General features: G+C 64.2%; 13 protein-coding genes and 1 tRNA gene. 7 read left to right on the forward strand and 7 right to left on the reverse strand.

Features of this window, described 5'->3' with window-relative positions:
- Window positions 1–50: 50 nt before the first annotated feature.
- Window positions 51–737 carry a DUF599 domain-containing protein gene (locus HNP51_RS01470; RefSeq protein ID WP_184266234.1) on the forward strand — a complete coding sequence of 229 codons (687 nt, stop codon included), beginning with the start codon at window positions 51–53 and terminating at the stop codon, window positions 735–737.
- Window positions 738–989: 252 nt separating this feature from the next.
- On the opposite strand, the gene HNP51_RS01475 is transcribed toward HNP51_RS01470, so the two are convergent.
- The gene (locus tag HNP51_RS01475; RefSeq protein ID WP_184266237.1) at window positions 990–1,829 is read right to left on the reverse strand and encodes an N-formylglutamate amidohydrolase; all 840 of its coding nucleotides are present in this window, start codon (window positions 1,827–1,829) and stop codon (window positions 990–992) included.
- A gap of 144 nt (window positions 1,830–1,973) precedes the next feature.
- On the opposite strand from HNP51_RS01475, the gene cpdR reads away from it, so the two are divergent.
- The 4 genes from cpdR to HNP51_RS01495 all read left to right on the forward strand — a co-directional run bounded on the left by cpdR (window position 1,974) and on the right by HNP51_RS01495 (window position 5,002).
- Entirely contained in the window at window positions 1,974–2,330 is a 357-nt protein-coding gene (gene cpdR, locus HNP51_RS01480) for a cell cycle two-component system response regulator CpdR (RefSeq protein WP_105562479.1), read from the forward strand.
- 111 nt (window positions 2,331–2,441) lie between these two features.
- Window positions 2,442–2,516 (forward strand) — tRNA-Val (locus HNP51_RS01485).
- 325 nt (window positions 2,517–2,841) lie between these two features.
- Window positions 2,842–3,597 carry a Crp/Fnr family transcriptional regulator gene (locus HNP51_RS01490; RefSeq protein ID WP_184266240.1) on the forward strand — a complete coding sequence of 252 codons (756 nt, stop codon included), beginning with the start codon at window positions 2,842–2,844 and terminating at the stop codon, window positions 3,595–3,597.
- Window positions 3,598–3,706: 109 nt separating this feature from the next.
- Window positions 3,707–5,002: a transporter gene (locus tag HNP51_RS01495; protein ID WP_260398280.1), complete on the forward strand. Its 1,296-nt coding sequence runs from the start codon at window positions 3,707–3,709 to the stop codon at window positions 5,000–5,002.
- 40 nt (window positions 5,003–5,042) lie between these two features.
- Here the strand turns inward: HNP51_RS01495 and HNP51_RS01500 are convergent, their stop codons facing one another.
- The 4 genes from HNP51_RS01500 to HNP51_RS01515 are packed head-to-tail and all read right to left on the reverse strand — an operon-like array spanning window position 5,043 to window position 7,614.
- Window positions 5,043–5,714 (reverse strand): hypothetical protein, encoded by a 672-nt coding sequence (locus tag HNP51_RS01500; protein ID WP_184266246.1) that lies wholly within the window; start codon window positions 5,712–5,714, stop codon window positions 5,043–5,045.
- 5 nt (window positions 5,715–5,719) lie between these two features.
- Window positions 5,720–6,454, reverse strand: a complete 735-nt coding sequence (locus HNP51_RS01505) for a C39 family peptidase (RefSeq protein WP_184266248.1) — start codon at window positions 6,452–6,454, stop codon at window positions 5,720–5,722.
- A complete protein-coding gene (locus HNP51_RS01510) occupies window positions 6,451–6,831 on the reverse strand; it encodes a hypothetical protein (protein ID WP_184266251.1) in 381 nt (126 codons plus the stop codon). The genes HNP51_RS01505 and HNP51_RS01510 overlap by 4 nt, the downstream gene beginning before the upstream one ends.
- Window positions 6,832–6,888: 57 nt before the next feature.
- Window positions 6,889–7,614: a hypothetical protein gene (locus tag HNP51_RS01515; RefSeq protein WP_184266254.1), complete on the reverse strand. Its 726-nt coding sequence runs from the start codon at window positions 7,612–7,614 to the stop codon at window positions 6,889–6,891.
- Window positions 7,615–7,921: 307 nt separating this feature from the next.
- On the opposite strand from HNP51_RS01515, the gene lepA reads away from it, so the two are divergent.
- Window positions 7,922–9,730 carry a translation elongation factor 4 gene (gene lepA / locus HNP51_RS01520; protein WP_184266257.1) on the forward strand — a complete coding sequence of 603 codons (1,809 nt, stop codon included), beginning with the start codon at window positions 7,922–7,924 and terminating at the stop codon, window positions 9,728–9,730.
- Window positions 9,731–9,817: 87 nt separating this feature from the next.
- On the opposite strand, the gene HNP51_RS01525 is transcribed toward lepA, so the two are convergent.
- Together HNP51_RS01525 and HNP51_RS01530 are read right to left on the reverse strand one after the other, a co-directional pair.
- A complete protein-coding gene (locus HNP51_RS01525; protein ID WP_184266261.1) occupies window positions 9,818–10,882 on the reverse strand; it encodes a type I restriction endonuclease in 1,065 nt (354 codons plus the stop codon).
- An 80-nt stretch (window positions 10,883–10,962) separates the two neighbouring features.
- On the reverse strand, window positions 10,963–11,907 hold the full coding sequence (locus HNP51_RS01530; RefSeq protein ID WP_184266264.1) for a DUF3883 domain-containing protein: 945 nt from the start codon (window positions 11,905–11,907) through the stop codon (window positions 10,963–10,965).
- A gap of 223 nt (window positions 11,908–12,130) precedes the next feature.
- On the opposite strand from HNP51_RS01530, the gene HNP51_RS01535 reads away from it, so the two are divergent.
- On the forward strand, window positions 12,131–12,859 hold the full coding sequence (locus HNP51_RS01535; RefSeq protein WP_184266267.1) for a hypothetical protein: 729 nt from the start codon (window positions 12,131–12,133) through the stop codon (window positions 12,857–12,859).
- Window positions 12,860–12,878 lie beyond the last annotated feature (19 nt).

Genomic DNA, 12,878 nt, shown 5'->3' on the forward strand with positions numbered 1-12,878 from the left:
TGCGACGATCAGCCTTGCTCCATAGGCCCGACTGAAGGCATCAACAGGGCATGAGCCTGTTCGACTGGATCGCCCTCGCCCTCTTCTTCATCGCCTGGCTCGGCTATGGTCCGATCCTGAGCGTGATCGCGCGGCGCAGCGGGTCGCTGAACGACGATATGCTGGTCGTCCGCGACAGCTGGATGACCGCCATGACCCATCGCGAGATCCGGCTGATCGACAGCCAGCTGATGGGGCATTCGATCAACTCGGCCTCCTTTTTCGCCTCGACCAACCTGCTGCTGATCGCCGCTGTGGCCGGCATCCTGTTCGGCGGCGAGAACGCCTTGCGCGGGTTCGCCGCCGTCGGCGCCGAGGCGGTGCCGGTCAAGATTCTGGAGGCCAAGCTGGCTCTGGTTCTGGTCTGCCTGGCGCGCGGCTTCCTCGATTTCATCTGGTCGCTGCGGCAGATGAACTACGCCCTGGCTCTGATCGGCGCGGCGCCCGAAATTCACTCCGAGACCGACAAGGTCGCTTATGGCCATGCCGTGGCGCGGGTGCTGAACCCGGCCCTGGGCGGGTTCAGCCAGGGCGTGCGCGGCTACTACTTCGCCCTGGCGGCGGCGGCCTGGCTGTTCGGGCCCACGTGGCTGGCGCTGGGGGTGATCTCGGCCTTCGGACTGCTGGTCTGGCGCCAGGCCGGGTCCCCGGCGGCGCGGGCCGTACGCACCGCTCGACGGCTGCTGGAACGCAGCTAGGCCTGAGTTTGGCCATATTGCAGCCGCGAACGATTTATGCGGATCGCGCGCCCCGCGACAGGTAACAACGAAACAGATTTACGTAACAGCCTGTGATCGCACAAAGATAATCGGACCTTGAAATTTTGTGCGCTGCAAACTAACTTGGCTTTCGACGCCTCCGGGCGTCATGCCCTTCCTGGGCGTTTCCTCCCTATAGACTTTATATGCCGCGCCCCCGGGCGCGGCTTTTTTTTGGTCTGCAAGGTCGGCTCACACGGCGAAGTCTTCGCCCAGAGCCGCAATCACCCGGTTCAGCCCCGACTGGCAACGCCCCCAGCTGACCGAAGGCGCGCTCGCGACCTCATCCCAATAAAGCCGACGGTTCAGTTCGATCTGGATCGCCTCTAAGCCCTCGTCAGGCCGCCCCCAGGACTGGGTGGCGTAACCGCCTGCATAGGGCCGGTTCAGCGCCACGCGCCAGCCCAGAGCCTCGAACAGCGCCCGCAGACGCCGCGTCAGCCCCACCGCGCAGCTGGTCCCATAGCGGTCGCCCAGGACCACGTCCGGCCCATTCGGCCCCGTGGCGCGCGCGGGCATGGAATGCCAGTCGATCAGAATGGCACGCCCGTGGCGGTCACGCGCCGCCTGCATCTGTTCGGCCAGGGCCGCATGATAGGGGGCATGGACCCGGCCGATCCGTCCCCTCGCCTCTTCCAGCGTCAGACGGCGGTCGTAGAGCGCCCTCCCGTCCCCGGCCAGGCGCGGCACGACGCCATATCCGGCCAAGGTCTTCAGCCCCGGCGGCGGCGCTTCCGGCGCCCCGACGATCAGGACAGGGTCCAGTTCGTCCGGGCCGCGGTTCAGATCGACATAGGCCCGCCCGATCCGCCCGGTGATCAACACCACCCCTACCGCCGCGCTGGCGGTCAGAAGCTGGTCCACGGCCGCGTCCTCGGCGCTGCGCAACGACGCCTCTGACAGGCCCACGGCCGCCCCCATGTCCTCGGGGTAGATCACGCCCGAATGAGGCGAGGCGAACACCAGCGGCGTCGCCCGCCCGGACGGCGCGGGGGAGATGCTGAAGGTCGCGTCGGTCGGCGCTGGTTTCATGGGCTGGGGGCTCATGGCTTGGCCATAGACTGATTTATCCCCGACTTCGCCCCTCTACGCATTCGTCTCAAGGGTGATTTTCATCACGAGTTTACAGATCACAGCCTAGGTTCCCCGCTGACATTCCAAGGACCTGATCCCCACATGGCGCGTATTCTGCTGGCCGAAGACGACGGCTCGCTTCGAGGCTTCCTGACCCGTGCGCTGGAACGCGCCGGTCACGCCGTGGTGGATTGCGAGAACGGCGACGACGCCATCGACGCCCTGGAACAGGGTCCCTATGATCTGTTGCTGACCGACATCGTCATGCCCGGCGCCGACGGGATCGAGGTCGCCCGCGTCGCCGCCGTGCGCCAGCCGGGCATCCGCATCATGTTCATCACCGGCTTCGCCGCCGTCGCCTTGTCAGCCGCTCAAGCCACGCCTCAGGCCAAGGTTCTGTCCAAACCCGTCCACCTGCGCGACCTGGTGAACGAGGTCGAACGGATGATCGCCGCCTAACGGAAAAATACGAAAAAAGAAGGCACAAGCCTCTTGCGGCGGCCGCAAACTGCGGGTTATAGACGCCGCCTTGCCGGGCAACGACATCAGTCGCCGCTCAGCAAACCCGGCGGACGCGTAGCTCAGCGGGAGAGCACCTCGTTGACATCGAGGGGGTCACAGGTTCAATCCCTGTCGTGTCCACCATTTTTTCAGCAAGTTAGCTAGATAAGCCCATCCGGGCCAGTCGCTGCTTGCCGCTCACTGACTGGGCGCGACCACGCCGTTCCAGCGCCGCGCCGGCGGGACCAACAGCGATCCCTCGCGCCGCGCCATTGAAGCGTGGCCGAGACCTCTACCGGCCTGTTCGAGACCGTCAAAACACAGCGCCCGCGGAAACAGATGTTTCCCCCAACCCTGCGGAACACCAACGGTTTGCGACCGTTGCGCCCTCGGAGGAGCGCCATATGTATTGGGCGAGGGACAGGCGCTGCGCGACTGGAGGGTCGCCGCGCCAGAAAGCACGCAGCGCATGACGTCGCGAACCCTGACCGCGCGACGCAGCCTGGCCGTACCCGCGGATACGGCGGCGCTGCGCATCCTGAACACGGCCGCGCGCCTGTCGGACGAAGAACGCGCCCTGGTGCGCCGCCTCTGCATCTTTCAGGAAGTCATCAACGCGGGCGAAGCCTTCACCTCCGAAGGGAGGACGGTGACCCCGCGGCTGATCCTGAGCGGCTGGGCCTGCCGGCAGCGCATCCTGGCCGACGGCCAGCGGCAGATCTTCGGCTTCCTGCTGCCCGGCGACGGCGTCGGTCTCGGAACGGACGCGCGCCCGCTGGACGAAGCGTCAACAGTGGCCCTGACCCGGGTAGAGTGCGTCGACGCCGTCATGCTGCGCGAGATTCTGGCGCTTCAGGATCCCCGGCACGACCGGCTGCGCCGAGCCCTGGCCACCGCGCGCCGCTATGAAGAGACCTGCCTTCTGAATCACGTCGTGCGCCTGGGCCGCCAGTCCGCCCTGGCCCGGCTGGCGCATCTGCTGCTGGAGCTGCGCGACCGCCTGCAACGGGCCGGGCTGTGCAGCATCGACCGGATGCACCTGCCCCTGACCCAGGAAGCGCTCGCGGACGCGCTGGGCCTCAGCCTGGTCCACGTCAGCCGAACCCTCAGCCAGATGAAGCGCAACCGCCTGATCGCGATGCAGAATGGCTGGCTGACCATTCTGGACGAGTCTTACCTCCGGTCCGCCTGCGACTACGACGCCGACTACCCGGTCCTTCATTGAATCCCGTCAAAAGAGAGAGAGAGAGCGCGTTATGATCCAGCATCGTCCTTCGCCTCAGCAGCGCGAATTGCGCGGCTCTCGTCGAAAGGGTTCCAGGTCCGGCTTGCTGTTGGCGACCGTCGCCGCGGCGGCCCTGCTCGCGCCGGGGGCCGCCCTGGCCCAGGAGGCCGATCTGGCCGCGCGGGTGGCGCGGCTCGAAGCCCTGGTTCTGGACCAGCAGAAACGTATCGAGGCCCAGGACGCGCTTCTCGCTGAGAGGGCGGCGGGAACCGCCCCCCCGGCCGGAATGGCCGCATCCGACGTCGACACCCGCTGGCGCGTCCAGACCGACGCCTCGGGTCGGGCGATTTTCGCCGATCGCGACATGTCGACCTTGCGGGCCGGTCATGCGCCCGATCAAGTCGCCAGCCAGACCACGCTGAACTCCCAGCCCCAGACCCTGCCGGCGCCCGCGGGGGCCCCGCCCGTGGAAGCGCCGCTTCTGGCGGCCCGCCGCGAACAGTTGGCCGCCATCCCCGAAGGCATCGCCGTGCTGACCCAACCCGGCAAGCTGACCCTCGACCTGTCGGGGGAATACACGCGTTCCAGCGCCAATCGCCTGGTCTTCCGCGGCATCGAGATCGTCCCCGGCGTCCAGATCGGCGTCATCGAAGCCAACGAGGCCGACCGCGACACCAATGTGGCGACCGTCGCGGCCAAGTACGGCCTGACCTCACGCATGGAGGTGGAACTGCGCGCCAGCTATGTTCGCCGCAACGACACCATCACCACGGTCCAGCAGCGCGATGAAGCCGTCACGCGCACCATCGACCTGAGCGGCGACGGGATCGGCGATGTCGAGGGCGCCGTTCGTTATCAGATCAATGGCGGCGAACGCGGCCGCCCGATCGTCATCGCCGGCCTGCGCGTCAAGAGCGACACCGGCGAAGGCCCCTTCGACATTCCCCGCGACGAGTTCGGCGTGGCGTCCCGCCTGGCCACCGGCTCGGGCTTCTGGGGCGTCGAGCCGAGCCTCAGCTTCATTTATCCCAGCGATCCGGCGGTGATCTTCGGCAGCCTCAGCTACTTCGCCCACCTGCCGCGCGACATCAACAAGACCGAGGGCGATATCCGTATCGGCGAGGTCGATCCCGGCGACGCGATCGGCATGTCGATCGGCTTCGGCTTCTCGCTCAACCCGAAATTCTCATTCTCGCTGGGCTACAAGCACAACTATATCCGCCCCACGAGCAGCGAGCTGAACGACCTCGTCGAGAAGTCCGATTCCCTCCAGGTCGGCGCCCTGCAGTTCGGCATGTCCTACCTGCTGACGGATCGGTTCAGCCTGAACGGCAACTTCGAGTTCGGCGTCACGGAAGACGCGCCGGACATGCGGTTCGTCCTGCGTCTGCCGATCATCTTCTGACCCGAGAGAAAAGCGCCTCCGACCCGAGGGTCGGAGGCCGTCAACGTCCTAGCGAACCAACCAGGGCCGTATTCAGATCATAGGTCATCTGCATAGCGCGTTGCTGCGCGCTGCTGGCGCTCTGCATCGCAGCCAGATCGGGCAGGTAGAGATTCAACTCCATGTCCTGGCGCAGGTTGCGATTATTGGCGTTGTTGACGATCAGGTTCTGCAACTGACCGGTCGTCACATTATGGATCAGGGCCGTAGCGCCATCGCCATCGACCAAGGCGACGCCGCCGCTGGTTCCGGTGAGCCCAGTCAGGTCAATCCCGCGATTCAACAGCGAGGTCATGGCGCTGGCAAGATCCGTCGCACCAGGCACATCGCCACGGGTCTGTTCGGTGACCGCCCCCTTCGGGGTCCAGGTCAACTGCGTCTTCAGCGCCAAGGTGTTGTCGATATAGGAGCGGATCACCACGCCGAAGCCGAAGGTGAAGCCGTTGGTGGTGATGAAGCCGCCACGCAGTCCCGACAGCTCCTCGTCGGAAAGGGGCTGCCCCCCGGCCTGGGGAGACGGAAGCTGCGGCGACGCCGCAGAGGACCAGGACCGCGCCTCCCCTTCCTCAAACATGGGCTGCAGCCATGACGCCGGCTTGGCCAGAGTGGCCGTCGACAAACAGGCGGTCGCCAACGACAGGGCGACCAGGGCGACTGTATGCACGCGGCGCATGATCATTACCTCAGGTACGGATCAAGCGGGAAACGCGTGGTCACCTGATAGAGCGGCGGCAGCTCCCGCGTCAGCTCCGCCAAGGAGCTGTTGGGCAGGGCCTGCCAGGGCCGCGATCGATTCCAGGGCGTCCACTCCGCCGCCTGATTGAAACGATCCGCCGGTTCGCGGATCACGAAGGCCACGCCGTTCCACATCGAAGAGAACTCATCGCGGCTGTAGATTTTCAGCCCCAGGGCAGGATCGCCGATCAGCACGCGATCAGCGTCGTCGCCCTTGAAAATCACGAAATGCTTGTAGCCCGCAGTGTCCATCATGACGATGGCGGGCCTGTTCATGCTGGCCAGATCATCCAGCGAAAGCCGAAAGCCGTCCGCCTGATAGCCGTTCGCTTCGAGAAACTGCTTCATGTCCAGCAGAGAGAAGCCCACCTGCCGGATCACATCCTGATCCCCGGCCGCGTACATGGCGCGAAACACCTGCTCCTCGCCGACCTCGCGATCATAGTGATAGCGCAAAAGCGTGGCCAAGGCGGCTGAACCGCAGCTGAAATCGTAGCGCTGACGAACCACCGTGCGGAAGGGGATATCCCGATAGCTGATGACGTTGAGGCGAGCGGGAGCCGCCCCGGTGCTGATAATCACCTCAGCGCTCGCAGGCGCCGCAAACAACCAGGCCGTACACAAGGCCGCGAGCGGCAGGCCAAGACCGCTGCGGGAACTGGAAGATCTGCGCTTCACGGCGTCGGCCCCGTGGTCACGATATTGATGGTGATCGCGCCTTGCAGGTTGTTGTTGTGGCCGGTGTTCATGACGAAATTGCCGACGCCGCTGTAACCGGCGAAGGCGTTGGCCCCGACCGTGATAGCGCCGGACCCGACGGTGTTGGCGTTGATGCTGTTGCCGCTGTTTGTGGCCTTGAGAAGCTGGTCGCTGGCCACGATGACGCTGACGCCCTGACGAGCGCTCAGGTCATGAAGCTCGGCGGCGTCCAGGGGTTGAACCTCCAAAGGCGCCGACGCTGGCGGCGCTTCGGACACATGGGGTGTCACGACTTGCGGCGGCGGCATGGGATCCGAGCCGGCGAACAACAGCGCGGCTGTTAGAATGGTGAGCATGGCTTCCTCCCGAAAGGGATCGGCGGCCGGGATGACCGGCCGCCGACAGGACGATTATTAGCCGCCGCCGTTGCCGAAGGTGACGTTGGCGTTGGCGCTGACCGCCGTCGCCGCCTGACCGATCGAAGCCATGCCGGTGTTGTTACTCACGGTTTGAATGCCCGCGAAGCCGGCGAAGGCGCCGCCGCTTTGGCTGATGTCGCCGCTGCGAATACGACCGTTCTGAGCGCCCCGACCGTCATCGGAGAGATCGAACTTGACGTTGCTGACGGAGGCGCCGAGGTCCTGGTTCGTCAGCGAAACGCGCACATTCCAGTTGGCGGTGTTGAACGAGTCCTCCACTTTGAGGTGGTTGGAGTTGTCGGTGTAGGTCTTGGAGTTGTCGTTGAAGGAATCATCCACCTTCAGGTGGCTGGAGTTGTCGGTATTGTAGGAATCGTCAGTATAGATTTTCGAGTTGTCGTTGCCCGAGTCATCGACACGCATGTAATCCGAATTGTCGGTGTAGTTCTTTGAGTTGTCATTGAACGAGTCATCGACTTTGGTGTGATCCGAGTTATCCGTATTCGTGGAGTTGTCGTTCCAGGAGTCGCTGATCCGAACCCGCGAATTGTCATTGCCCGAGTTGCTGTTGTAGGAATCCTCGATCGAGGACGGGTCGCTGCCGCCGCCGCCGCCGCCGCCGCCGCCGCCGCCGCCGCCGAAGGACTGAGCTTCAGTCACCGTTGCAAACGCCAGCACCCCCAACAGAACTGCCGCCGAAGTCATCAATTTGGCACGCATATCGTTAGCCTCCAGATCAAAATGGATACGGAGGTTCCTCCACCTCCGGGAAACCCAATCGTCTTGGAAGGCCGTCGTTCCCCTTTCCCGCAGCAGGAGAACAGGCCCAAAAACAACCGCTTTTCAAACACCCCTTGGGCGCGGCACGTCATTTGTTATGGGGGCCGGTCATCGCCTTTTTCAGATCAGATCATTTGATCGGACCGTCACCCGGAATAAACTAAACGCTGCACCTGACTTCCCGTAGCGCGCCTATCCCGCGCCCTGTGCATGGCGTTCCGGCGCTACGGATGCTAAGCGCGCGACCATGACGACGCCCCCAATCGAACGCATCCGCAATTTCTCGGTGGTCGCCCACATCGACCACGGCAAGTCCACGCTGTCGGACCGGCTGATCCAGCACACCGGCGGCCTGACCGCGCGGGAAATGTCGGAACAGGTCCTTGATAATATGGACATCGAGAAGGAACGCGGGATCACCATCAAGGCGCAGACCGTGCGCCTGAACTACAAGGCCAAGGACGGGCTGGAGTATGTTCTGAACCTGATGGACACGCCGGGGCACGTCGACTTCGCCTATGAGGTGTCGCGCAGCCTGGCCGCGTGCGAAGGTTCGATCCTGGTGGTGGACGCCTCGCAGGGCGTCGAGGCGCAGACCCTGGCCAATGTCTATCAGGCGATCGACAACAACCACGAGATCGTCCCGGTTCTGAACAAGATCGACCTGCCCGCCGCCGAGCCGGAACGGGTGCGGGCCCAGATCGAGGACGTCATCGGCATCGACGCCTCGGACGCCGTCCTGTGCTCGGCCAAGTCGGGCATCGGCATCGAGGACGTGCTGGAGGCCATCGTCGCGCGCCTGCCCGCGCCCAAGGGCGACATCGACGCCCCGCTGAAGGCCATGCTGGTCGACGCCTGGTACGACCCCTACCTGGGCGTGGTGCTGCTGGTGCGCGTCTTCGACGGCGTGCTGAAGGCCGGCATGCGGGTCAAGATGATGCAGTCCGGCTCGACCCACCTGGTCGACCGCGTCGGCGTCTTCCTGCCCAAGAATACGCCCGTCGAGGCGCTTGGCCCGGGCGAGGTTGGCTTCATCACCGCCCAGATCAAGGAAGTGGCCCACGCCGCCGTCGGCGACACCATCACCGACGAGAAGAAGCCCACCGCCGAACCGCTGAAGGGCTTCAAGGAAGTCCAGTCGGTGGTCTTCTGCGGCCTGTTCCCGGTGGACGCCGCCGACTTCGAGGACCTGCGCGCCGCCATCGGCAAGCTGCGCCTGAACGACGCCTCCTTCACCTTCGAGATGGAATCCAGCGCGGCGCTCGGCTTCGGCTTCCGCTGCGGCTTCCTCGGCCTGCTGCACCTGGAGATCATCCAGGAGCGCCTGAGCCGCGAGTTCAACCTGGACCTGATCGCGACGGCCCCCTCGGTCGTCTACAAGATCGGTCTGCGCGACGGACGCGAGATCGACCTGCACAACCCGGCCGACCTGCCCGACGTGATGCAGATCGAGACCATCAGCGAGCCGTGGATCAAGGCCACCATCCTGACCCCCGACGAATACCTGGGCGGCGTGATCAAGCTGTGTCAGGACCGCCGCGGCACCCAGGTCGAGTTGTCCTACGTCGGCAGCCGCGCCCTGGTGGTCTATGAGCTGCCGCTGAACGAAGTCGTCTTCGACTTCTACGACCGCCTGAAGTCGATCTCGAAAGGCTACGCTAGCTTCGACTACGAGATCACCGACTACAAGGTCGGCGACCTGGTCAAGATGAGCATCCTGGTCAACGCCGAGCCGGTGGACGCCCTGTCCATGCTGGTCCACCGCGCCCGCGCCGAGACGCGTGGACGCGGCATGGTCGAGAAGATGAAGGAGCTGATCCCGCCCCACATGTTCGTCATCCCCATCCAGGCGGCCATCGGCGGCAAGATCATCGCCCGCGAAACCGTCCGCGCCCTGCGCAAGGACGTGACCAGCAAGTGCTACGGCGGCGACGCCACCCGCAAGAAGAAGCTGCTCGAGAAGCAAAAGGCCGGCAAGAAGCGCATGCGCCAGTTCGGCAAGGTCGAGATCCCGCAGGAAGCCTTCATCGCGGCGCTGAAGATGGATGAGGATTGATCCTCATTCTAACCAGCCAAGGACTCGAAAGGGCGGAAAGCGATGCTTTCCGCCCTTTGCTTATCTGACGCGTCGGATCTTGCGCGGCTAGGCCGCAAGCGCCTCATCCAGCTCAGCCAACCGAGCCTCGATCTGAGCACTCAAACGATAAATATCAGTCAAGTCACTGATGAGATGACGTTCTTCAGACTTCCCGTCAAATGTCCCAACGTATTTCGTAGCAATCCCGTTGAAATGAAGCCGAGCGATCGTCTTCCTGTTGTTATCATCTAGCAAAATGGCGCAGTAGCTCTTGGCATCACGGATAACGATGCGCTTCGGATCGACCATACGAGAGGCGATCGCCTGAACGATATGGAAGCCCGACACTTCCTCCGCGGTAGTGACTACCTCCTCCCCGGTAGCGACGAACTCGGAGGCGTCGTCAACAGCGGGGGAGGATGCGTTAAGCGCAGAAGAAAGGCGCTCATTCACAAGATCGCGTACCAAGGTTGAGATGGTGCCCGACAGCAAGCGGCCATACTGCTCCTTAACGGCCGCTGTAATTTTTCCTTCGTGAATGCGTGAGGCCATAAGCCTGATGAACTCATCAGAAGGTTCAGCAAACTCCTTCTCAAGCTCCTTCCGAAGAAGAGTTTGAAGTTTGAGAAGCCCAGCCTCTTGAACAATTTTTTCTATATCAAATCCCGATTTAGAGAACTTTTCGAGAGTTTTTATATCAGCCGGCTTAATTGCATCCATGCTGAAGGTAAAGAATGGCTTCTCGTCCATTTTGTTGGGACGCTCCACGTCCGAATAGAACTGGAAAACCACCCCATTAGTCAGAACAGCCAACCGAGCATCCGTAACGCTAAAATAGCGGAACAACTGCGCTGCATGGTTGATGCTGAGCTCCGCTGAAGCGGGCTTGCATTCGATCAAGATCGTTACCTTGCCGCCGTCACAAATGGCGTAGTCGACCTTCTCGCCCTTCTTGGTCCCAACGTCAGCGGTATATTCCGGCACGACTTCGGAAGGATTGAACACGTCATAACCCAAAGCCTGGATGAAAGGCATGACGAGAGCGGTCTTAGCCGCCTCCTCGGTCAGCAGAACCTCCCGATGCTCGAACGTGCGCTTCTGCAGTTCCGCCAGTCGCGTAGCCAAATCCATAGTACCCCCCATTGCTCGATGAACAATGGTATGAGTATCGGATTACATCCATTCCGTTAAGCTCGGTCGGAGTGACACCCCTAAAACCCCGCCCGCCACGTCTCCGCCGTCAGCGTCACCGCCGCTTCGAGCGGGGGCTTGAGCTGGAACAGGGCGGGGGCGGCGGCGAGGTCGTGGAGGCGGTAGAGGCGCCAGGCGTCGGGGCGTTCGGCGGAGACCTCGCGCTCGGTGCGGGTCAGGAAGAAGTCGGTGGCGGGGCCGCCGCGGGTGGCCTTGACCTCGATCAGACGCTCGCGGCCCGCCGGGTCGAAGCTGCGGATGTCATAGCCGGCGCCGTCGCCGCGTTCTTGCGACGTCCATTCGATTTTGCGCGCCAGGTCGGGGCGGTCATGGGCGATCAGGAAGGCGCGTTCGTGGCGGAGGACGTGTTCTTCGCCCCACTGGCCGAGGGCGCGGTTGCGGTGGTCGCGGGCGGCGGGGTCGTATTTGCGGACGATGCGGGCGAGGCCCTCGGGGCGGGGCTTGCGCGCCGGGCCGAGGGGCGGCGGGGCGGTGATGGGGAGGATGGCGGACGGCGGGGCGTCCTGACCGCTCCATGGCGAGGCGAAAGAGGACTGGTCGGGCTCGTTGGTTGAAGGCCAGCGTCGCGTCGCCCCCTCCACCGCTTCGCGGTCCCCCTCCCCATGGAATGGGGAGGAAAGTGATAGGCCGATGCCCCAGGCTTCGGGGTGGGCGTCGAGATAGCGTTCGACGGCGGGGAAGATCGCGCCCTGGATGTTATCCTTGCGCTTGTAGCCGCGAATCGTCGGCAGGCCGAGGTCGGCCAAAACCGAAGACAGGTTCATGTGCTTGAACTCGACGGAGCGGTGCGACCGCCCGGTGCGCGCCATCAGGCCGCGGGCGTGGTGCGCCTTGACGTAGGGACGGCCCGTCAGTTCTGCGGCCAACATGGCGAAATAGGTCGCGACGATGGCGTCGAGTTCGGCGGCCTGCCAGTCGGTTCCTACTTTTGATGGGTCGATCATGGCCCCTCCGCCTACTGGAGGTTAGCTTTGCCTTGGGCGGTTGACTAGGCTGAGACCGAGGGTCGCCTGGCCCTCCCCACCCGGTCGCTGAAGCGACCACCCTCCCCATGAAGGGGAGGGAGAAAGGATAAGGCTCGCATTCCACTTTGTGGGTTTTCAGGGGGTTAGGGGCGGATCGGGGGGATCGGCGCGCCCTGGTCGCCGACGGCGCCATGCTGGGCGGATGAGCGGGAAGCTGAAGGGCGGGCCGGCCCATTATCGGCTGTCGAGGGCGACGTGGGACATCATTCTGGACGAATACCGGAATGGGGCGACTGTGCCCGAGCTGAGCGAGCGGTGGCGGGTGTCGGGTCATGCCCTGCGCAAGCGGATCACCGTGCACGGCGCGACCAAGCGCGACTGGGGCGACCAGATCGCCATAGAGACGGCGAAGGCGCGCGAGGCGGCGCAGGAAGAGGCCGAAAAGGCCAGGGTGGAGCAGGAGGCGGCGGCCGAGGCGGCGCTGGCCCAGGCCCTGTTCGGGCCGCTGACGGCGGAAGACGCGCACGAGGGCAAGGCGGCGGTGCTGGCCTCGACGGCGATGATCGCCTCGGGCCGGGCCATGCTGATGCGACGGCTGCCGGAGGCGCAGGGGCTGGCGCGGCTGGCCGAGGTCTATGTGCGGCTGATGGATCGGCAGGACAAGGCGCACAGCTTCGAGAACACGCCGCTGGAGGTGCTGTTGGCGGCGCGGTTCAACGGGGAGATGATGAGCGCGCGCTTCGCCCTGACGCCGGAGTCGAAATACGACGACCCCCAGTATGAGTTGAAGGCCCTTTACTGGGATCAGTTGAAGGCTGCGCCCGACGCCTATCGGACCGAGGTGATGGACGCCCGGCGCGAGGCCGCCCAGGCCCGGAGGGAGATGCGCGAGGCGAAGGAAGCGCTGGAGGCCTTAAAGGCCGCGACCTGAAGATGAACAATCGTTCATA

It is taken from the genome of Brevundimonas bullata (assembly GCF_014207965.1).
Lineage (GTDB): Bacteria > Pseudomonadota > Alphaproteobacteria > Caulobacterales > Caulobacteraceae > Brevundimonas > Brevundimonas bullata_A.

Coding starts and splice junctions, on each gene's coding strand:
- HNP51_RS01470 (WP_184266234.1), top strand. CDS start 51: ATGAGCCTGTTCGACTGGATCGCCCTCGCCCTCTTCTTCATCGCCTGG.
- HNP51_RS01475 (WP_184266237.1), bottom strand. CDS start 1,829: ATGAAACCAGCGCCGACCGACGCGACCTTCAGCATCTCCCCCGCGCCG.
- cpdR (WP_105562479.1), top strand. CDS start 1,974: ATGGCGCGTATTCTGCTGGCCGAAGACGACGGCTCGCTTCGAGGCTTC.
- HNP51_RS01490 (WP_184266240.1), top strand. CDS start 2,842: ATGACGTCGCGAACCCTGACCGCGCGACGCAGCCTGGCCGTACCCGCG.
- HNP51_RS01500 (WP_184266246.1), bottom strand. CDS start 5,714: ATGCGCCGCGTGCATACAGTCGCCCTGGTCGCCCTGTCGTTGGCGACC.
- HNP51_RS01510 (WP_184266251.1), bottom strand. CDS start 6,831: ATGCTCACCATTCTAACAGCCGCGCTGTTGTTCGCCGGCTCGGATCCC.
- HNP51_RS01515 (WP_184266254.1), bottom strand. CDS start 7,614: ATGCGTGCCAAATTGATGACTTCGGCGGCAGTTCTGTTGGGGGTGCTG.
- lepA (WP_184266257.1), top strand. CDS start 7,922: ATGACGACGCCCCCAATCGAACGCATCCGCAATTTCTCGGTGGTCGCC.
- HNP51_RS01525 (WP_184266261.1), bottom strand. CDS start 10,882: ATGGATTTGGCTACGCGACTGGCGGAACTGCAGAAGCGCACGTTCGAG.
- HNP51_RS01530 (WP_184266264.1), bottom strand. CDS start 11,907: ATGATCGACCCATCAAAAGTAGGAACCGACTGGCAGGCCGCCGAACTC.
- HNP51_RS01535 (WP_184266267.1), top strand. CDS start 12,131: ATGAGCGGGAAGCTGAAGGGCGGGCCGGCCCATTATCGGCTGTCGAGG.